Raw genomic sequence first — 21,275 nt, 5'->3', positions numbered from 1 at the left:
ATCGTGCAAGAAGAAGGCGGGGTCGTGGTGTGTGGCGCTGATGCCTACCGCGTGGGTAACCGCGGGCTGGTGATCACCCGCATCCGAGACGCCGACGGCCACGAGCACAGCGGCCACGAGTACTTCCGGCGCGGGGGATATCTCAACAGCCACACCTGATCCACAGGCGGCAGAACCGGTGCTGCTCGGCAGGCTCGCAGCGCCGTCGCGCTCAGATCGTGATGATGAGGAAAATCGATGCAAACCAACCCCTTTGACGATGACAATGGCAGTTTTCTCGTTCTGGTCAACGACCAGGAGCAGCACAGTCTGTGTCCGTCCTTCGCCGATGCGCCGGCGGGCTGGCGCGTGGTCTACGGCGACGCGGGCCGCGCGGCATGTCTTGAATACATCGACGAACACTGGCCCGATATCCGGCCGAAGGACCTGCGCCAACGACTCGCGTAGAGGACGTGTTCGCTCAGCGCGACAAGTCATCTCAACGCTGACATTTCAGACGCCAGTTTGCAGGCCCAAGTAGGGAGTTCGTCGTCCTCATGCTCAATTACGGAACGCAGACAGAAGTTCTCGGACCCCTGACAGCCGCGCAACGGTCGATATGGGTTGCCCAACAACTGCGGCCCGAGGTTCCCTACAACTTCGCCGGATTTGTCACGATCAACCATGACGTAGACGCCGAAAGGCTCATGGTCGCCTGCGAATCGATGGCCGCGCGATTCGGCACTCCCTGTGCGCGGCTGGCCCTTGAGGACGGTGAACCGGTCTTTGTGGTGGACCGTTCGTTCCCGCAGACCATGCATTGCATCGATCTGCGAGCCGAGCCCGATGCTGCCGCTGCCGCTCGTCGTTGGATGGACGAGGAATACCGCCGGCCCATCGACTTACTCAGTGAACGGCTCACGCACTTCACCTTATTGCGGATTGCCGACGATCTGTCGTACTTCTACATGCGTACCCATCACGTTCTCCTGGATGGGTACGCCACCAACAATCTGCTGAGGCATATCGCAGATGTGTACTCGGGATCGGTCGCACCGCAGACCGATGTCGATTTCTCGGAGTTCTCCGTGATTCGCGACGCCGACCAGAAGTATCAGCAGTCCGCGCGCAGCGATGCGGATTTCGAGTACTGGAAGAAGGTCTTGGCCGAGCCCGTGGCGACGGCCGACCTTGCGGGCATGGAACGTGTGGTCACGCCGCGCCACCCCCAGGTGCGCGATTTGGTTTGCGACGAGCTGTTGTCGCAGAACGGACTTGGCCAGATCGAGGTAGCCAGAGTCATCGCAACGCTGGCCACCTTCATCGCGAAAACAACCGGACGCCAGAATGTTTCGCTGTCGCTGCCGGTATCGGGGCGCACGACGGCGGCGCTGAAAAGATGCGGTGGCATGGTGTCCAACCTGGTGCCGTTGTCCGTCACCGTCGATGCCGCGGACACCATCGGAGCGCTCGACGACCAGGTCGCCAAAGCCGTCGTGGGCGCGTTGCGGCACCAACAGTTCCGGCGCTGGCCGGAGCTGTTGGCCGATGCGGGTCGCCGCGACACCAACATCGAGTTCGGTCAGGTCATCAACGTCTTCGATTTCGCGGATGTGTTCTTCTTCGGGCCGTCGGAGGCGGTGGTCAATGTGCTGACCACCTTCCCGGTCCAGGACATCGCGATCAACATCTATCCGCGACCGGGTGGTGGCACCTCACGCATCCAGTTCGCGTGGAACCCCGACAGGTACACGACCGCCGAGATCGACAGGCACATAACCCGTTTGGAATCACTGCTGGGGCGTCTGCTGGGTGCCGATCCCACGGTGGTGGTGGGTGAGCTGCCGCTGCTGGACCAGCGGGAGCACGATCTGGTGCTGTCACAGTGGTCCGGTGCGGGAGCGCAGGCGCAGGTTGGGGTGGCGCCGCAATTGCTGGCCGCGGCAGCAGCCAGCAGACCGGATGCAGTGGCCGTGGTCGACGGCGCGCGGGAGCTGACCTACCGGGAACTCGATGAATGGTCGACGCGGTGGGCGCGGGTGTTGATCGAGAATGGGGTCGGCCCGGAACGTGCGGTGGGCGTGGCGATGGATCGCTGCGCCGAGCTGGTGGCGGCGTGGTGGGCCGTGGCCAAGGCCGGCGGCGTATACGTGCCGGTGGACGGCGCTCATCCGGTCGAGCGGATCGCCACGGTGCTGGATTCGGTGGCAGCGGTGTGCGTTGTGACCCGTGGCACCGAAGAGGTTTCCTGGGCTGGCGCGCGCCCCGTGCTGCGTATCGATGGCTGCGACGTGGCCGGGCAGTCGTCCGAACCCATCACCGATGCCGATCGGTCAGCGGCGCTGCGGGCCGAGAACACCGCATACGTAATTTTCACATCGGGCTCCACCGGTACCCCCAAGGGTGTGGCCGTTGGTCACGCGGGGTTGCCGGGAGTTGCTGCAGCACAACGTGATCTGCTGAAACTGGGCGGCGATGCGCGGGTGCTGATGGTGGCCTCGCCGACATTCGACGCCTCGGTCTTCGAGATGGTGTGGGCAGTGAGTGCGGGTGCAGCGCTGGTGGTGGCACCGCATGACGTCTACGCCGCAGACGCCTTGACTGAGTTTTTACAGACTCAGCACGTCACCGCCGCGGTGTTGACCCCGACGGTGTTGTCATCGCTGGACCGGACGCGGTTGTCGGCGGTACGTACGGTGGTCACCGCGGGTGAGGACTGCCCGCGTGAGCTGGTGGACGCGTGGGCACCTGATCGGCGGTTGATCAACGCGTACGGCCCCAGCGAGGCGACCATCTGGGCAACCTCCGCACCGACGACAGCCGGGCAGCCGGTGGGTATCGGTGCCCCGATTCTGGGCATGCAAACCCTGGTGCTGGACGCGGGGCTGAACGCGGCGCCCATCGGCGTGGTGGGCGAGCTGTATCTAGCCGGTCCGGCACTCGCATCCGGCTATGTGGGCCGCGCGGTGTTGACGGCGGAACGGTTCGTGGCCAACCCGTACGGTCCGACCGGGCAGCGGATGTATCGCACGGGGGACCTGGTGCGCTGGAACGCCGATGGCGCGCTGCAGTACATGGGCCGGGCGGACGAGCAGGTCAAGATCCGCGGTAACCGCATCGAACTCGGCGAAGTACAAGCAGTACTCGCCGATGTAGACGGCGTGGAGCAGGCCGTGGTCACCGTTCGCCAGGACCGTCCCGGCGATCGGCGCCTGGTGGGCTACGTCACCGGCGCCATCGATCCCGCCCAGGCCCGCGCGGCGCTCGGTGATCGGTTGCCTGCCTACATGATTCCGTCCGCGATCATCGTCCTGGATGCGCTTCCGCTCACCCCCAACGGCAAGCTCGACATCCGGGCACTCCCAGCGCCTGAGCTCACGGCCGGCGCGTACCGAGCACCATCAGACGAGGTGGAGCAGACGCTCGCTGCCATCTACGCACAGGTCCTCGGGCTCCCGCGGGTCGGCGTGGACGATTCGTTCTTCGACCTTGGCGGAGACAGCATCATGTCGATGCAGGTGGTGTCGCGTGCACGAGCTGCCGGGGTGCTGTGCCGACCGCGCGATGTCTTCGTCGAGCAGACCGTGGCACGGCTGGCCCGCGTGGCCACCCTGGTCACCGGCGACGAGGATGCGGCCGATGACGGGGTGGGCGAGGTGCTCGCGACGCCGGTCATGCGATGGCTGCAGGGCATGCAGGGTGAAACCGGCCACTTCAATCAGACAATGGTCGTGTCGGTCCCGGCCGCGGTGACCGAAGCCGATGTGACGGTGGTGCTGCAAGCGCTACTGGACCACCACGCGATGTTGCGGCTGCGTGCCGAGGACACCGGTGTGGATGAGTGGTCATTGACAGTCCCCGAGGCGGGGGCGGTGGACGCGCGCGACTGCCTGCGCTGCGTGGACGCCTTGTCCGACGAGGCATTGTTGCAGGCCCGAGACCGACTGAATCCGGCCACCGGGACGATGCTGAGCGCACTGTGGGTGCGCTCCACAGCGCAGCTGGCATTGGTTGTGCACCACCTCGCCGTGGACGGAGTGTCTTGGCGAATCCTGCTGGAAGACATCAACATCGGTTGGGCTCAGCATCACGCCGGGCAACCGGTGGCTCTACCGTCGACTGGCACGTCCTTCGCCCGGTGGGCGGCGCTGATCGATCGGCACGCGCGCACCACCGAGGTGGCTGGGCATGCCGAGGCGTGGACGAGGGTGCAGACGACCCCTGCGCTGCTGCCTGCCGTGCAGCCGGAGGTTGATACCTACGCGACCGCCCACACGATGTCGGTGTCTGTGGACGCCGACACCACCCGCATCTTGCTGGGTGAGGCCCCTGCGGCGTTCCACGCCGGGGTGGGCGACATCTTGTTGATCGCGTTCGGGCTGGCAGTCGCGCAGCTGACGGGTAACACCGGTGCGCCGGTCGGTATCGACGTGGAAGGCCATGGGCGCCAGGAGGACCTGGATCCCAGTGTGACCGCACGGGTCGATCTGTCGCGCACTGTCGGGTGGTTCACCAGTAAATACCCGGTGGCCCTGAGCCTTGGCAGGCTGGACTGGGCGCAGGTGAGCGCCGGCGATGCCGCGTTGGGTGCGGTGATCAAGGCAGCCAAGGAGCAGCTGCGTGCGCTGCCCGACGGCATCACCTACGGTCTGCTGCGATACCTGAACCCCGAGGTGGATCTCGCTGGGGCAGAACCGGTTATCGGGTTCAACTACCTGGGGCGGCTGGGCGGTGCCGGCGATCAGGGTGGCGAGCTGTGGCTGCCGAGCCCCGACGCCGTCGCTGCGGCCGCGGTGACCGCTGCTGTGCCGCTGGCATTGGCTCATACCGTGACCCTGAACGCGGGTGTTTGGGAAACGGGCACCGGCACCGAGCCTCGTCTGCAGGCCAACTGGACCTGGGCGTCCTCGATGGACGATGCGCAGATCGGCCGATTGAGCCAGCTCTGGATCGAGGCGCTGACAGGTATCTGCGCACATGTGCGTTGCGGCGGAGGGGGATTGACGCCGACAGATATCCTGCCCGCATCCCTCACTCAACATCAGATCGACGAACTGGAGCGCCAGCACCGAGTTGCCGATGTGCTGCCGCTGACGCCGCTGCAGCAGGGGCTGCTCTTCCATGCCACCGCCCATGCCAACAGCGATGATGTGTATGCGGTGCAACTGGACCTCACTCTTGCGGGTGCGCTCGATGCGCAGGGGCTGCGCGACGCGGTGGATACGGTCATCGCCCGACATCCCAACCTCGCGGCCCGCTTCCACCCACAGTTCGATCCGCCGGTGCAGAGCATCCCCGCCGATCCCGAAACCCCTTGGCAGTACATAGAACTCGGCGGGATCGATATCGACGACCAGATCGATCAGGTGTGTGCGGCCGAACGCGCAGCGGTCTGCGATCTGACCAGCCCGCCCCTGTTCCGGGTGGCGTTGATCCGGATCGGACACGACCAACACCGCTTTGTGCTCACCAGCCACCACAGTGTGCTCGACGGTTGGTCGTTGCCCGTCCTGTTGCAAGAGGTCTTCGCGACTCTGGGCGGGCACGCGCTGCCGCCGGCCGTCCCGTTCCGCAGGTTCGTGACATGGCTGACCGAACAGGATCATGACGCCGCGCTCGCCGCGTGGCAGGACGCGCTGGCCGGGTTCGAGACACCCGCGCCGGTGGGTCCGTCGCACAAGCTGGGATCGGGGCGCCGCGAGACTCAATCACTGCGACTGTCCGAGCCGGCCACGCGCGCACTGACCGACCTTGCACGCACACATCACACCACCGTCAACACCGTCCTGCAGGCAGGCTGGGCGCAGCTGCTGGTCTGGTTGACCGGTCAGCACGACGTGGCATTCGGGGCCGCCGTCTCCGGCCGTCCTGCCGAGGTGGCAGGCGCGGAATCGATGGTGGGCCTGTTGATCAACACGGTCCCGGTGCGCGCACGCATTACCGCGACCACCACCACCGCCGGGCTGCTGGAGCAGCTGCAGAGCCTGTCCAATCGCACCCTGGACCACCAACACGTCGCGCTTCCCGAGATTCACCGCGTCACCGGGCAGGACCAGCTCTTCGACACCTTGTTCGTCTACGAGAACTACCCGATCGACCCGGCGGCATTCGAGACGATCATGGGGACAGGCGAATTGGCCATCACGGGGTTCTCCAGCCGGGAAGCCACCCACTACCCGCTGGCACTACAGGTGACACCCGGTCGGGAACTGGCGCTGACCATCGAACATGACACCGAAGTGTTCGATGCCGCGAGCGCCGAGGTCTTGGTTCGCCGACTCGAACTCGTCTTGGCGGCAATGGCCGCCGATCCATCGCAGAGATTGTCCGCGGTGGATGTGCTGGGAGCCGACGAGCGTGTACGTCTGGACGCGATGGGCAACCGGGCAGTGCTGCTCCGCCCGGCGACGGGGACGTCGATTCCGGCGTTGTTCGCGGGACAGGTGGCGCGGACCTCCGATGCGGCCGCGCTGACCTGCAGAGGCCGGTCGTGGACGTACGGTGAGGTTGATCGGGATTCGAATCGTCTGGCGCACTATCTGATTGGCTTAGGTGCTGGCCCAGGCCGGTGCGTTGCGGTGATGTTCCCGCGCTCGGCGCAGGGCATCATTGCGATCTTGGCGGTGCTCAAGACCGGGGCGGCATACGTGCCGATTGACCCGGCGGTGCCCGACGCCCGGATCGATTTTGTGATCGGCGATGCGGGGCCGGTGGCCGTGGTTACCACTGCCGAATTGGCGAGCCGGTTCGCGGCGCAGAATGTCGTGGTCGTCGACGTCGATGACCCGGTGATCGGCGAACAGTCCGATGCATCGCTGCCGTCGCCCGCCTCTGACGACGTCGCGCATGTCATCTACACCTCGGGCACTACGGGTATTCCCAAGGGAGTGGCGACAACTCACCACAACGTCACGCAGTTGTTGGAGTCGTTGCACGTCGGTTTGCCGTCGGGGCCGGGGCAGGTGTGGTCTCAGTGGTACTCGTACGCCTTTGATGCCTCGGTGGAAGAGATCTGGGGTGCGCTGTTCCACGGTTCGCGGCTACTAGTCATACCGGAGTCGATCGGTCCGGATGAGTTCCAGGCCTTGCTGATTGACGAACATGTCACCGTGCTGCACCAGACCCCGTCGGCGGTGTCGGCGCTGTCCGTGGAGGCACTCGATTCGGTGGCACTGGTGGTGGCCGCCGAGGCATGTTCGGCCGAGCTGGTGGATCGTTGGGCACCAGGGCGAGTGATGACGAACGCCTACGGGCCTACCGAGACCACGATGTGCGTGACGGTCAGCAAGCCATTGGCCGCGGGTTCTGGGACGCCGACGATCGGTGGCCCGGTGCCCGGAGCCGCACTGTTTGTGCTCGATGCCTGGCTGCGGCCGGTGCCGGTCGGTGTGGTGGGCGAGTTGTATGTGTCGGGGCTCGGCCTTGGACTCGGTTATGTGAGCCGCTCGTCGTTGACCGCCTCGCGGTTTGTGGCGTGCCCCTTCGGCGGCCCGGGCCAGCGTATGTACCGCACTGGCGATTTGGTGCGGTGGCGTGCCGATGGAAACCTGCAGTACCTGGGCCGCGCTGATGCGCAGGTCAAGATCCGCGGCTATCGCATCGAACTCGGCGAGATCCAGGCGGCCCTTGCCGACGTCGTAGGTGTCGACCAGGCGGTGGTGATCGTGCGCGAGGATCGGCCGGGCGATAAGCGTTTGGTCGGTTACGTCACCGAGTCGGTAGCCGGACTGGTCGATACCGCCGGCGCGCGTGTGGTGCTGGGTGAGCGCCTGCCGCCGTACATGGTGCCGGCCGCGATCGTGGCGGTAGACGCCTTGCCGTTGACGGTCAATGGGAAACTCGACACCCGCGCCCTCCCGGAGCCGCAGTATCAGGAAACCCAATACCGGGCCCCGTCCAACGCGGTCGAGGAGATCCTGGCCGATATCTATACGCAGGTACTCGGTCTGGTACGCGTGGGCGTCGACGATTCGTTCTTCGATCTGGGCGGGGACTCGCTTTCGGCGATGCGTTTGATCGCGGCCATCAACAAGTCGATGAACACGCACCTGACCGTGCGTGCTCTTTTCGACACCCCCACGATCGCCCAGCTGGCTCCGGGCCTGCGCACCGAATCGGGCGGCCGCGCGCCGTTGGTGTCGGTACCGCGTCCCGCGGTCGTTCCGCTGTCGTTCTCGCAGCGGCGGTTGTGGTTCCTTGACCAATTGCACGGTGCTTCACCGGTGTACAACATGGCGGTCGCGCTGCGGCTGAGCGGGCAGCTGGACCTGGACGCATTGGGTGCGGCATTGTCCGACGTGGTGAGCCGCCACGAATCGCTGCGCACCGTGTTCCGCGATGAGGACGGCGTGCCGTACCAGCAGGTGCTGCCACCCGAGAGCGTGGAATTCGGCTGGGATGTCGTCGACGCCAGCGCATGGCTGCCCGCGCAGCTGGATGACGCGATCGGCTCCGTGGCGCGTCACACGTTCGATCTCGCGGCCGAGATACCGCTGTATGCACAGCTTTTCGCGGTGTCCGACGACGAGCACGTGCTGGTGGCCACGGTGCATCACATCGCCGCCGACGGCTGGTCGGTGGCCCCGCTCATGCGCGATCTGACCGTGGCCTATGCCAGCCGGTGCGGGGGACATGCACCCGACTGGGCGCCGCTGCCGGTGCAGTATGCCGATTACACGCTGTGGCAACGGGATCAGCTGGGCGATCTCGAAGACAGCGGGAGCGCCATCGCCACCCAGGTCGCCTATTGGCAGGATGCGCTGGCCGGGATGCCTGAACATCTGTCGCTGCCCACCGACCGGCCCTACCCGGCGGTGGCCGATTACCGCGGCGCCAGTGTGGATCTGGACTGGCCGGAAGAGCTGCAGCAGGGAGTGCGTGCATTGGCACGTGCGCATGGAGCGACCAGCTTCATGGTGATCCAGGCGGCGCTGGCGGTGCTGCTGTCCAAGATCGGCGCCACCTCCGATGTGGCGGTGGGGTTCGCGGTCGCCGGGCGTGATGAGCCGGCGCTCGACGAGCTGGTCGGTTTCTTCGTCAACACGTTGGTGCTGCGGGTCGATGCCGGCGGTGACCCCACGTTCGCGGATCTGCTGACACAGGTCCGCGCTCGCAGTCTGGGTGCGCTCGAACACCAGGACGTGCCCTTCGAGGTGCTGGTGGAGCGGCTCAACCCCATCCGGTCTCGCAGTAGTCATCCACTTGTTCAGGTCGGGTTGACCTGGCAGAACCTTCCCGGGCAGGATGCCGCGGCATTGGCGCTGGGCGATCTGCGGATCACGCAGATACCGGTGCACACCAACACCGCTCGGATGGACCTGACGTTCTCTCTGGGTGAGCGTTTCACCGACACCGGCGCACCCGCCGGGATCGGTGGTGCGGTCGAGTTCCGCACCGACGTCTTCGATGTGGAGAGTGTGCAGTCGCTGATGGCACGGCTGCGGCGGGTGCTTGAGGCTGTCGCGGCAGATGCTTCGCAGCGGTTGTCGGCGGTGGATGTGCTTGATGCCGCCGAAGGTGCCCGGCTTGATGAGCTGGGCAACCGCGCGGTGCTCTCTGCTCCGGTAACACCGACGTCGATACCGGAACTGTTCGCAGCGCAGGTGGTTCGCAATCCAGCGGCGATCGCGATGAGATGTGGACAGCGGTCGTGGACCTACCGCGAGCTCGATGATGAATCGAATCGTTTGGCGCACCTGCTCGTTGAGCACGGTGCGGGACCGGGTCAGTGCGTGGCGTTGCTCTCCGAACGCCGTGGTGAGGCGATCGTCGCGATTCTGTCGGTACTCAAGAGCGGGGCGGCGTATCTGCCGATCGCTCCGGCAGTTCCCGATTCGCGCATCGAATTCATGATCAACGATGCGCGTCCGATCGCTGCGATAACCAGTGCGGCACTGCGCTCACGTCTGGCCGGGTACACGCTGCCGCTCATCGATGTCAGTGACTCCGCAGTGAACACCCAGCCCGGCACCGCCCTGGCGGGGCCTGCCCCCGATGACATCGCGCACATCGTGTACACCTCGGGTACCACCGGTATTCCCAAGGGCGTGGCGACAACTCACCACAACGTGACACAAGTGCTGGGGTATGAGCACCTTGGTGTGCCGTCGGGGCCGGGGCAGGTGTGGTCTCAGTGGTACTCGTATGCCTTTGATGCCTCGGTGGAAGAGATCTGGGGTCCGCTGCTGCACGGTGGCAGCCTCGTGGTGGTACCCGAATCGTTGGTCCCGGAAGACTTCCAGGAATTCCTGGTTACGGAGCGCGTCACGGTCTTGCACCAAACGCCGTCCGCGGCGGCAGCACTGTCTCCGGAGGCGCTGGAGGGCATGGCCCTGGTGGTGGCTGCCGAAGCATGCTCTGCGGAGATGGTGGACCGGTGGGCGCCCGGACGGTTGATGGTCAATGCCTACGGCCCCACCGAGTCCACACTGTGCGTGACAGTGAGTCCGCCCCTGGCCGCTGGCTCCGGCACACCGGCGATCGGTGTGCCGGTCGCCGGCGCGGCGCTGTTCGTGCTGGACACCTCGATGCGACGGGTTCCGATAGGGGTGGTCGGGGAGCTGTATATCGCGGGCCACGGGCTGGGGGCCGGGTATCTGCACCGGTCCGGGCTAACCGCATCGCGTTTTGTGGCATGCCCATTCGCGGGCCAAGAAGGACTGCGTATGTATCGCACCGGGGATTTGGTGCGGTGGGGTACCGACGGGCAACTGCACTACATGGGGCGTGCCGATGATCAGGTGAAGATCCGCGGTTATCGCATCGAGCTCGGCGAGATCCAGACCGCGCTAGCCGATCTCGAGGGCATCGAGCAGGCAGTGGTGATCGTGCGTGAGGACCGCCCGGGCGATAAGCGACTCGTCGGATACGTCACCGGGACCGTCGAGCCGGCCCAGGCACGAGCCGCACTGGCCGAACGGATACCGGCCTACATGGTCCCCGCGGCGATTGTGGTCATCGACGCTTTGCCGTTGACGGTCAACGGAAAGCTCGACACCCGTGCGTTGCCGGAGCCGCAGTATCAGGAAACCCAGTACCGGGCCCCGTCCAATCCGGTCGAGGAAGCCCTGGCCGGCCTGTATGCCGACGTGCTCGGTCTGGAACGGGTGGGCGTCGACGAGTCGTTCTTCGATCTGGGCGGAGACTCGCTGTCGGCCATGCGCCTGATCGCCGCCATCAACAAGTCGATGAACACCCACCTGACGGTGCGCGCGCTCTTCGACACCCCCACGGTGAGCAGCCTGAGCGGACAACTGGACAAGCATGCCAGTGACCCGCGCTATGTGGCGGTACACGGCTCCGAGGTCGCCGAGGTGCGTGCCGCGGATCTGACGCTGGACAAGTTCATCGACGCGGAAACCCTCAGCAACGCAAAGATATTGCCGAATCCCAGTGGGGAGGCGCGCACCGTCCTGCTGACCGGGGCGACGGGCTTCCTCGGTCGCTACCTGGTGCTGCAATGGCTCGAAAAGCTGGAATTGCTCGACGGCAAGCTGATCTGCTTGGTGCGGGCCTCGTCGGATGAGGAGGCCCGCCGCCGCCTGGAACAGATCTTCGACAGCGGCGACCCGGAACTGTTGCGGCACTTCCATGAACTGGCCGAAGACCATTTGGAGGTCATCGCCGGTGATAAGGGTGAAGTAGACCTCGGTTTGACCGAGCAGACCTGGCAGCGACTGGCCGATACCGTTGACGTGATCGTCGATTCGGCGGCCGTCGTCAGTGGCGCCCTGTCCTATGGCGAGTTGTTCGGGCCCAACGTGGCCGGTACCGCAGAGCTGATCCGGTTGGCCCTCACCACGAAGCTGAAGATGTTCACCTTCGTGTCGACGGCCAATGTGGGTGATCCGGTCAAAAAGGTGGCCTTCACCGAGGACGCCGATATCCGTGACATCTGTGCCACGCGTGTCATCAAGGACACGTACGCCAATGGCTACGGCAGCAGTAAGTGGGCCGGCGAGGTGCTGCTTCGAGAAGCCCATGATCTGTGTGGACTGCCGATCGGGGTCTTCCGCTGCGACATGATCCTGGCCGACACCACCTATGCGGGTCAGCTGAACTCGTCGGATGTGTTCAGCAAGATGATCCTGAGCATCGTGACCACCGGCCTGGCGCCCAAGTCGTTCTATCGCCTTGACGCTGAAGGTAATCGGAGGCGTGCACACTTCGACGGGCTACCCGTGGAGTTCGTTGCCGAGGCCATCACCACCTTGGGTGTTCAGGTGGTTGACGGATTCCAGACCTATCACGTGATGAACCCGCATGATGACGGCATCGGTCTCGACGAGTATGTCGACTGGTTGATCGAGGCCGGGTACCCCATCGAGCGTGTCGACGATTTCCAGGACTGGTTGCAGCGGTTCGGGACAGGCTTGCACGCACTGCCCGAGAAGCACCGGCGAAACTCGGTGCTGCAGATGTATCTGACGCTGGTGCAGGATCCCGAGCGGGTCAGTCCCATCGTGCCGACTACAGGTTCATTCGCCCCAGCCGATCGGTTCCGTGCCGCGGTGCAGGAAGCCAAGATTGGCTCCGAGAGAGACATTCCTCAGGTCGGGGCGCCGAACATCGTCAAGTACGTCACCGATATGGAGCTGCTCGGGATGCTCTAGGCGTCGGCTGGCTGCTGTTCAGTCGCGGGGCCGATGAATTCGAGACCGGCGTTGATCGCGGGGCGGTGCCGCAGGATCCGGAAGTGTGCCAGGCGCCCGAGTCCCTTGGTCGCCATGAAACGTGCACCGGGCCATGACTGCGCCAGCCGCTCGCTCGATGCGTACGGCGTGTCTGGGTCGTCGGGGTCGTGGATCAGCAGCAGCGGAGGATGCCCAGCGGCCGCCGCGACGCGAACCAACTCGGTTTCGGGCAGCGTCATCTCGATACGGCGCTCGAGCTGGCGCTGCAGTCCGGCGCGTATCCGCTTGCCGAAGCCGTGGCGTGCGGCGAAGAGGTCCAAGTAAAGGGGGAAATCGCCCATCGGTGCCAGGTACACCAAGCGTCCCACTGGTGCGCCATAGGAGGCCGCGAAGGTGGTCGCGTTGGCCCCCAGGGAGTGGGCGACCACCGCGTGGGCGGGCCCATGCTCCTTGATGACGGCCGCCACCGCGTGCGCACACTCGATAAGCGTGGTGCGCCCCGGTGCGAGCGCGCCCCCAGCGGACTCGCTATGGCTGGGCAGGTCGAAGGCGATGACGCGGTAACCGGCCTGCAGCAGAGGCTTGATGAAGATCCCGAGGTGCGTGCGCTGCCCGCCCCAGCCGTGGACCAGGTAGACCGTCGGCCCCTCGCCCCATGACTCACCCGCAATACGGTGCCCGTCCCAGTGGGCCTCCAGCGGTTCGCCGGGGGGCACACCGGGCGGCATGCGCAGACTCGACTCGATGACCGGCGGGGTGCACCACAGCTCGACCGCCCAGCGGGATCCGATGGCCGGTGCGAAGCGCTCCAGCCACCAGAAAGCCCTGCGTATCCGGTCGGACACCGGGGGTTGGACACCGGAGCCCTCCACGTCGAGGGCGGCCCCCGCGTCCTTGGTGGGTGCGGAATCCGTCTTCTCTCGTTCGGTCACGTCGAAGGAGTCTATTGGCGCCACCCCGGGACGCACGAGGCGCGACCGTCAACGGTCTTCGAGGGAGGCCCGCCCTGCCGCTGTGAGGTCACCGAAGAGGCGTAAGCGCGCCAGCCCACCGTCGGGGTAGATGTCCAGGCGGACGTCGGTGACGGGCTGCCGGCCATCCAGCAGAAATCGGTGCCGGGTGTCGGGCTGTAGCGGGGTGCGCGGCAGCAGCGGAACCCAGTCGCCCTGGGCGCTCAAGCCCTGCAGCCCCGCGGCGCCGGGGCTGTTGCCCACGAAATACGAGGTGTCGATCTCAGCCAGGCGCAGTACCCCTTCACCGGCGAGCCGCACCTGCACCCAGTCGTTGGCATCGTCGCGGCGGCGCGCAGTTTCCCATCCGTCGCCCATCACCCGGGCAACGCCGGGGAACAACAGATTCTGCGGTGAGCTGTAGAAGCGGTTGGAGCAATCGGTCACCAGGCCGCCGTTCTCGATGGCGGCCAGGTCGAACTGCCCGGCGTCAAGGAATCGCGGGTCGGGCCGGCCATGGCCATGCACGCGCAATCGGGCGACTCCGCCGTCTGGGTGCATGGTCAACCGCACATGTGTCCACCGTTGTGTGGAGTGGACGTCGAAGACGTTGCGGCTGTCTCCGTAGACCCTGGTGCGCCCGATAATGCTGTGCCAGTGAGTATTCCGCGCGATATCGTCGGCGGGCGGGTACCCCTCGATCTCGGCGGCATCGACCGATATCTCCGGCGGGTAGTTGCCCTTGAACCATGCGGTGTCGACGACGATGCCCGCGATCACACCGGGGACGCCCAGCCGGACGATGGCGGAGTCGTGGCCGGGCTCGCCCGCGGGGTCGCGCCGGCGCCGGGTCTCCCATCCGTCGTACACCTGTCCCTTGTGCCCGAAGGTCGCGGGCCGGTAGTCGGCGGGCCCGGGCTTGATCAGGTTCTCTTTCTCGGCGAAGAGGTCGTCGTTGGCCCAGATCACCGCGCCGCCGAGCGGCCGCAGCGCCAGATCGGGCAGCATCGTGAAATCTGGCAGCCCGGTGGGTGTATTGCCGGTCATTGCTGGTCGGTATCTCCTGTTGTGGTGCGTTGCACGAGTTGGTCTAGTACCGCCCGGTCGCATCCGGGTGCGATGGCGACCACGTCGTCGGGGGAGTAGGCGCCGCAGTCCAGACCGCGCAGAACCCCGGCGGCCAAGGCCTGCGCCGTCGCCGGTTCGTCGATGACACCGCCGCCCTGCCGTTGCAGGTAGGCGACGATGCGCGGGCCGGCCACCGCGAGCGCGCGCCGGTGGAAGCCGTAGGTCGCCAGCCAGCGGGTGATCAGATGTCCCGGGTGCATGTCCCAGCCCTGCCAGTAGCCGCGTTCGAGGGCGCGGGTGACCAGCCGGTGATGTCTGGTGAGTGCCGCCGCCTGCTGTTCGAGGGTGCCGTCGGGGATCACCTGGGTGGAGCCGTCGCATACCCATACTCCGGTCTGCGCGGCGGCGGCGAGCATCACCGCCTTGGCGTGATCGGCCACGGGATGCTCCAGCGACTGATGCTCGGCGGCGATCCCGCATGCCGCGCTGTAGTCATAGGTTCCGTAATGCAATGCGGTGAGGCGCCCCTGCCCAACATGGATGGCCTTGGCCAGGGTGGCGGTGCCGTCGGCGCCCAGCACTGCTTGCGGGCTTTCGATCTGAAGCTCGAAACGCAGTGAACCATGCGGTAATCCGTGTACCCGCTCGAGTTCGTCGAACAAACGCAGGGCCGCCTCGACCTGGGCCAGCGCGCGGAATTTCGGGATGGTGGTGACAAATCCGCGCGGCACGCCCGACGCGCCGTCCAGCACCAGTTCCAATGTGCGTACGCTGCGCCGCAGGTGTTGCGAGGTCAGGCCCTTGATCCGGATGCCCAGTACCGCAGGAGGATTCGCCGCGATCGACAGTGAGCGCAAGGTGCGTCCCGCCTTGCGTGCGTCGGCGTCCTCGGTGCCGTCTTCGCGCCAGCCGTAGCCGTCCTCGAAGTCCACCCGCAGATCCTGGATGGGGGAGGCGGCAAGCCGTTCCGAGACGCGGGGCAGCACGCCCTGTGTGTCGAGTGCCGCGAGCACTTCTTCGTGGCGCCCGAGGAGTTCGAGCGCGGATTCACCCCACTGCGCAGGGGTCTGCACGCCGGCCAGCTCCGCGCTGACGTACGCGGTGTGGATCGGTTGCGGTTCGCTGCGGCAATCGGGGTAGGCAGACGCCAGCTCGGCGTCCAGACCGGCCACCAGCGCTGCGATGGGAGCCAGCCAGTCGGGACCATCGGCCTCTGGTGGGTGGGACGTAGAAGCCGCTGACACGGGTCCCATGCTCGCAGACTCGCTGCGGCGGCGCTCAGGCGTGTGCAGCTGAGGATTCCTCCTCGGGCTCGTCGGCGACCTGTTCACCGGCGAGAACCGCGCGCATGCGGTCCTTGTCGAGTTGGCCTTCCCAGTTGGCCACCACCATCGTCGCCACGCAGTTACCCAGCAGATTCACCGACACGCGCATCGAGTCCATGATCCGGTCGGCGCCCAGCAGTAGCGCCACGGCGGCCACCGGGATGGCGCCGTGGCCAATCGCCGCGACGGTCGCCGAGAGCGCCAGGAACGATGAACCCGGCACGCCTGCCATGCCTTTAGAGGTGAGCATCAGCACCAGCACGGCGGTGATCTGTTCTCCGAGGGTCAGGTCGACCCCGAGTGCCTGCGCGAGGAATAGCACACAGATCGACAAGTAAAGGGTGGCCCCATCGAGGTTGAAGGAGTATCCGGTGGGAATGACCAGTCCTGTAGTCGTCTTGGAACAGCCCGCGTGATTGAGCTTGGTCATGATGCGCGGCAGCACCACTTCGGTGGATGCGGTTCCGAGCGCCAGGAAGAGCTCGTCCTTGATGTAGACGACGAATTTCCAGAGATTCACTCCCGCGAAAATCCGCGCGATCACCGCCAGGACTCCGATGAACAGCAGCGCCGCCGCGTAACAGGCCGCGATGAGCTTGCCGTAGCTGCCCAGCGAGCCGATGCCGTATTGACCCACGATGTAGGCCATCGCGCCGAGCGCTCCCAGCGGCGCCAGCCGCATGATCCACCCGATGATGGTGAAGAAGATGTGGCTGAGATGGTCGATGAACTCGAGGACCACCGGCGGCCCCGATTCGCCGAACTTGGCCAGCGCCAGGCCGAACAGCACCGCGAAGAACAGCACCTGCAGCAGCGCGTTCTCGGCGAAGGCCGACACGATCGAGGAGGGGATGATGCCGAGCAGGAACTCGACGGTATGGGGCAGCTCACCGTTGTTGGTCTTCTTCGCGATGGCATCGGCCCCCGTCGCCAGGGTGCCCGCGTCGATGTGAAATCCCGCTCCCGGTTTGGCGAGATTGCCCACCAGCAGGCCGAACACCAGGGCAAATGTGGTGACCGCCTCGAAGTAGATCAGGGCCTTGACGCCGATCCTGCCGACGGACTTGAGGTCGCCGACGTGGGCGATCCCGAGCACCACCGTGCAGAAGATGATCGGGGCGATCAGCATCTTGATCAGCTTGATGAAACCGTCCGCCAGGGGGCGCAGATCAGCGCCGACCTCCGGCCACAGCCACCCGATAAGTACGCCCGCGATGATCGCCGCCAGAAGCTGGACGAACAGTGATCGGTACCAGGGCGGCTTGTTCGCCAGGCGCACCATCTCGCTGGCGGGTGTCTCGATGGCGGTCGACATGTGCGCGACCGTAACGACGGCCTGTTTATCGGATGTGAACACGGTATTCAGCCCGTATTACGCACGGCGTGCCCGTGCGGTTCGATGGACGTATGCAACCGGATACCGCCACGGGCCTTGTCATCGGTGCGGTGCTGGCAGCCGGTGCCGGAAGCCGCTACGGCATGCCGAAGATCCTTGCCGAGAATGGGCGCTGGCTCGAACTGGCCGTCGCCGCACTGGACCGGGGCGGTTGCGACGAGATCTATGTGACGCAGGGCGCTGCGCCGGCCGAGATACTTTTGCCCGCACGAGGTATCGACGTCGCGCGGTGGCGCGGCGGCGTGTCGGAATCGGTGCGGGCGGTGCTGGACGTTGCGCACCCGCGCACAGATGTGGCCGGGGTACTCATTCATCTGGTGGACCTGCCATCGGTGGGGCCGGAGGTGGTCGGTGCGGTGCTGCACGCCAGTGAGCGCCGCAGATCGGCACTGGTCCGCGCGACATTCGGCGGTCGGCCGGGCCATCCGGTGTACATCGGCTCGGATCATTTCGGCCCGTTGTCGAGCGTGCTGGCGGGCGACCGGGGAGCCGGGCCGTACCTGGCCGCACGCGGCGATGTGATCGAGGTGCCGTGCGAGCATCTCGGCGACGGTTGCGACCACGATTACCGGCCGTAAATCAGATGCCGCGGCGTGTATCGCATGCCGAGGAGATAGACGGCGAAACCGATACCCGCGCCCACGAACCAGGTAAAGGCGGCCAGATACGCGCTGCCCCAGATCACCGTCGCAATGGCCACCGCGGCACCGACCACCGTCGCGGTCACCGCGACCGGGTTGATGCCGCCGCGGTAGTAATACGCCCCCGACGGCGACAGCGTGAACAGATCGTCCACGATGACCGTGCGGCCCCGCACCAGATAGAAGTCGGCGATCAGGACTCCGAAGAGTGGGCCGATCACGGCGCCGAGAATGTCGAGCGTGTAGTGGATGGTGTTGGGGTTGTTGTAGAGATTCCAGGGCGTGATCAGGATCGAGCCGACCGCCGCGATCATCCCGCCGGCACGCCAGCTGATCCGTGTCGGGGCCAGATTGGAGAAATCGAAAGCGGGCGAGACGAAGTTGGCCACGATGTTGATCCCGATGGTGGCGATCGCGAAGGTGAGCACGCCCAGCACCGCCGCGGTGGTGTTGTTGATCTTGTCCACGATCAGCACCGGGTCGGTGATGATGGCGCCGTCCTCGCCGCGTCCGATGACCGTTGCGCCGGCCGACACCGTGCACACCGCCAACACGGCGAAGAACAGGAAGTTCAACGGCAATCCCAGGAAGTTGCCGCGTTTGACCTCGTCGAAGGTGCGGCCATATCGGGAGAAGTCACCGAAATTGAGCATGGGACCCGAGAAGTACGACACCACCAGCGCGATCGCGCTCAGCACCGTCGCCGCTGCGGCGAACCCAGTTTTCGGCGGGCCCGACGCCAGGCCGAAATGCACGTTTTCCCAACCGGCCGCGACGACCAGATAGAGCGCAAGTGCCAGCATCACCGCGTACACCGCGGGCCCGCAGAAGTCGATGAATTTACGTATCGCCTCCATGCCGTTCCAGAAGACTGCGGCCTGCAGTACCCACATCAGCAGGAAGCCGCCCCAGCCAAGGAAAGATAGACCCAGAAAGCCATACTCGTCGGCATTGGCGTAGCGGCCCAGCGAAGGCTCGAACTTCACCGCCAGAAGCACGAATGCCGTTGATGCCAAATAGGTTTGAATGCCATACCAGGCCACGGCGATGAGTCCGCGGATCACGGCCGGAAGATTGGCGCCGCGCACTCCGAACGCGATGCGCGTGGTCACCGGGTAGGGCACGCCGGTCTGTTGCGAAGGGCGCGCCACCAGGTTGCACAGCCAGTACACTGCCACGATGCCGACCAGCAGTGCGAGTAGCACCTGCGATGCTGAGATTCCCAGCGCGAAAAGACTTCCCGCAAAGACGTAGCCGCCGACACTGTGTACGTCGGACATCCAGAACGCAAAGAAGTTGTAGCTGGTCCAATTCTGAGTCCGCAGCGGCGCCAGGTCGCCATTGGTCAACGCCGGGTCGTAGCCGGGCTTGATCACACTTTCCCCGGCAGCACCGTGTCCGCCGGTGGGGGCGATGGCCTCAGCCGTGAGTGTGCCGCTCACACAACCTCCTCCGAATGTCGACCAGCCAGGAAAGCTGGTGACACCCGAAACTAAGCGGCCGGTGTTGCCGCCGTGTTGCGCGGAAACAATATTTTCCCGGATCAGAATCGATCCACCGGAACGTGATTCGATGCGGTGAATCGGGCCGCCTACTATCGTGCGCACGATGGCTCATAACGAGGCTGGACAGGCGACACCCCGCGACATGGTGGGTTACGGGCGCACGCCGCCACACCCGCGCTGGCCCGGCGAGGCGCGGATCGCGGTGCAGTTCGTGCTCAACTACGAAGAGGGCGCGGAAAACAACGTCCTGGATGGCTCGGCGGGCTCGGAGACTTTTCTCTCGGAGATGGTCCCGGCCGAGGCATTCCCCAACCGGCACATGAGCATGGAATCGCTGTACGAATACGGCTCACGGGCCGGTCTCTGGCGCGTCTTGAGGGTCTTCGAGCGCCGTGGCCTGCCGTTGACCGTCTTCGCGGTGGCGCGGGCGTTGCAGCGCAATCCGGAGGCGGTGGCCGCGTTCGGTGAGCTCGGGCACGAGATTGCCTGTCACGGGCTGCGCTGGCAGTCCTATCAGTTGGTGTCGCCGGATATCGAACGTGAGCACATGGCGCAGGCGGTTCAGATCGTGCGCGATCTCACCGGCGCTGCGCCTCTGGGGTGGTACACGGGGCGAGACTCCCCACAGACCCGGCAGCTAGTGGTCGAGCACGGGGGGTTCACCTACGACTCCGACTCGTACGCCGATGATCTGCCGTACTGGGTTCGGGTGCCCGCCCACGGCGGTGTGATCGACCACCTGGTGGTGCCCTACACCCTGGACACGAATGACATGCGGTTCGCCTCACCGGCCGGATTCCCCAGTGGGGAACAATTTTTCACCCATCTGCGTGATGCCTTCGATTGTCTGTACGCCGAGGGGGAGACGGGCAGCCCGAAGATGCTGTCGGTGGGTTTACATTGCCGGCTGGTGGGTCGGCCGGCGCGCACCGTTGCGCTCGAGCGGTTTCTCGACCACGTACAAGCTCATGAGGGGGTGTGGATCGCCAGACGACTCGACATCGCCGAGCATTGGCGCCGGATTCACCCCGCCGGTATCGAACCGAACGAATCCAATAGTCCGGCATAGGGTTTGAACGGTGGCGCGGCGAACTCGCCGTGCCCGGATTTACGCAGGCCCATCGACACCAACGATTGCACCAGGTTCACCGCGGCCGCCACGCCGTCGATTACCGGGAGTCCGATCTCTGCCGAGATATCCCGGCACAGTCCGGCCATTCCCGCGCAGCCCAGCACGATCACCTCGCTGCCGTCGTCGCGGGCCGCGCGGCGGCATAGTTCTATGAGAATGTCCTTGGTCTGGGGATTGGTTTCCAAGTCGAGCACCGCGATATCGCAACCGTGCACGCCCCGGCAGAAACGTGACATCCCATAGCGTTCGGCCAGATCCCAGGCGCGCCCGGCGGTGCGTTCCAGCGTGGTGACCACACTGAACCCCCGGCCCAGGTGACTGGCCATGTGCATGGCGGCCTCGGCGATACCGAGCACCGGACCGGTGGCAAGTTCCCGGGCCGCATCGAGGCCGGGATCGCCGAAGCATGCGAGTACATACCCGTCGGCGCCTTCGATTTCGGCGCGGCGGATTTCGGCCAGCACACCGGGCACACTCAACGCCTCGTCGTAATGACTCTCTATCGATACCGGCCCCATCGCCGGGTTGACGGCGGTGATGCTGGTTCCCGGCCAGGCCGCCGACTCTGCCACCACGCCGATGGCCTTCGTCATGGCCTCGGTGGTATTGGGATTGATGACGCGTATCCGCATGGCCCACAGGGTACG

At 65.6% G+C, this 21,275-nt stretch carries 10 protein-coding genes and 1 pseudogene; 5 read left to right on the top strand and 6 right to left on the bottom strand.

Going from position 1 to position 21,275, the window contains the following annotated elements:
* The 3 genes and pseudogenes from AOT87_RS29350 to AOT87_RS12200 form a co-directional block, all read left to right on the top strand.
* Positions 1-159: pseudogene (locus AOT87_RS29350) on the top strand (methionyl-tRNA formyltransferase); the annotation flags it as partial.
* Between the two features lie 78 nt (positions 160-237).
* On the top strand, positions 238-447 hold the full coding sequence (locus AOT87_RS12205; protein WP_057968630.1) for an MbtH family protein: 210 nt from the start codon (positions 238-240) through the stop codon (positions 445-447).
* 89 nt (positions 448-536) lie between these two features.
* Complete coding sequence (locus tag AOT87_RS12200) at positions 537-12,590, top strand: non-ribosomal peptide synthetase (protein WP_057968629.1); 12,054 nt, start codon at positions 537-539, stop codon at positions 12,588-12,590.
* On the opposite strand, the gene AOT87_RS12195 is transcribed toward AOT87_RS12200, so the two are convergent.
* The 4 genes from AOT87_RS12195 to dctA all read right to left on the bottom strand — a co-directional run bounded on the left by AOT87_RS12195 (position 12,587) and on the right by dctA (position 17,269).
* Positions 12,587-13,543, bottom strand: a complete 957-nt coding sequence (locus AOT87_RS12195) for an alpha/beta fold hydrolase (protein WP_057968628.1) — start codon at positions 13,541-13,543, stop codon at positions 12,587-12,589. The genes AOT87_RS12200 and AOT87_RS12195 overlap by 4 nt on opposite strands.
* Before the next feature lie 48 nt (positions 13,544-13,591).
* Positions 13,592-14,608, bottom strand: coding sequence for an allantoicase (gene alc, locus AOT87_RS12190; protein WP_057968627.1), 1,017 nt, complete (start codon positions 14,606-14,608; stop codon positions 13,592-13,594).
* A complete protein-coding gene (locus AOT87_RS12185; RefSeq protein WP_057968632.1) occupies positions 14,605-15,804 on the bottom strand; it encodes an aldolase/citrate lyase family protein in 1,200 nt (399 codons plus the stop codon). Before AOT87_RS12185 ends, alc begins: the two co-directional genes overlap by 4 nt.
* Positions 15,805-15,907: 103 nt before the next feature.
* The gene (gene dctA, locus AOT87_RS12180; RefSeq protein ID WP_057968626.1) at positions 15,908-17,269 is read right to left on the bottom strand and encodes a C4-dicarboxylate transporter DctA; all 1,362 of its coding nucleotides are present in this window, start codon (positions 17,267-17,269) and stop codon (positions 15,908-15,910) included.
* Positions 17,270-17,361: 92 nt separating this feature from the next.
* Between dctA and AOT87_RS12175 the strand changes: the two genes are divergently transcribed.
* A complete protein-coding gene (locus AOT87_RS12175; protein ID WP_057968625.1) occupies positions 17,362-17,928 on the top strand; it encodes an NTP transferase domain-containing protein in 567 nt (188 codons plus the stop codon).
* Here the strand turns inward: AOT87_RS12175 and AOT87_RS12170 are convergent.
* On the bottom strand, positions 17,916-19,598 hold the full coding sequence (locus AOT87_RS12170; protein ID WP_046254003.1) for an NCS1 family nucleobase:cation symporter-1: 1,683 nt from the start codon (positions 19,596-19,598) through the stop codon (positions 17,916-17,918). The two genes, AOT87_RS12175 and AOT87_RS12170, sit on opposite strands and share 13 nt — an antisense overlap.
* Positions 19,599-19,638: 40 nt before the next feature.
* On the opposite strand from AOT87_RS12170, the gene puuE reads away from it, so the two are divergent.
* Positions 19,639-20,565: an allantoinase PuuE gene (gene puuE, locus AOT87_RS12165; protein ID WP_057968631.1), complete on the top strand. Its 927-nt coding sequence runs from the start codon at positions 19,639-19,641 to the stop codon at positions 20,563-20,565.
* Here the strand turns inward: puuE and AOT87_RS12160 are convergent.
* Entirely contained in the window at positions 20,520-21,260 is a 741-nt protein-coding gene (locus tag AOT87_RS12160; RefSeq protein ID WP_057968624.1) for an aspartate/glutamate racemase family protein, read from the bottom strand. The two genes, puuE and AOT87_RS12160, sit on opposite strands and share 46 nt — an antisense overlap.
* Positions 21,261-21,275: the final 15 nt, after the last annotated feature.

The organism is Mycobacteroides sp. H003 (assembly GCF_001440135.1).
In the GTDB taxonomy this organism is placed as follows: Bacteria; Actinomycetota; Actinomycetes; order Mycobacteriales; family Mycobacteriaceae; genus Mycobacterium; species Mycobacterium gwanakae.
Note: the sequence above shows the minus strand (reverse complement) of the source record. Positions and strands in the feature narration are given on the sequence as shown.

Bases quoted from the DNA above. Each gene is read 5' to 3' on its own strand.
- puuE (WP_057968631.1), top strand. From the start codon at position 19,639: ATGGTGGGTTACGGGCGCACGCCGCCACACCCGCGCTGGCCCGGCGAG.
- dctA (WP_057968626.1), bottom strand. From the start codon at position 17,269: ATGTCGACCGCCATCGAGACACCCGCCAGCGAGATGGTGCGCCTGGCG.
- alc (WP_057968627.1), bottom strand. From the start codon at position 14,608: ATGACCGGCAATACACCCACCGGGCTGCCAGATTTCACGATGCTGCCC.
- AOT87_RS12175 (WP_057968625.1), top strand. From the start codon at position 17,362: ATGCAACCGGATACCGCCACGGGCCTTGTCATCGGTGCGGTGCTGGCA.
- AOT87_RS12205 (WP_057968630.1), top strand. From the start codon at position 238: ATGCAAACCAACCCCTTTGACGATGACAATGGCAGTTTTCTCGTTCTG.
- AOT87_RS12160 (WP_057968624.1), bottom strand. From the start codon at position 21,260: ATGCGGATACGCGTCATCAATCCCAATACCACCGAGGCCATGACGAAG.
- AOT87_RS12200 (WP_057968629.1), top strand. From the start codon at position 537: ATGCTCAATTACGGAACGCAGACAGAAGTTCTCGGACCCCTGACAGCC.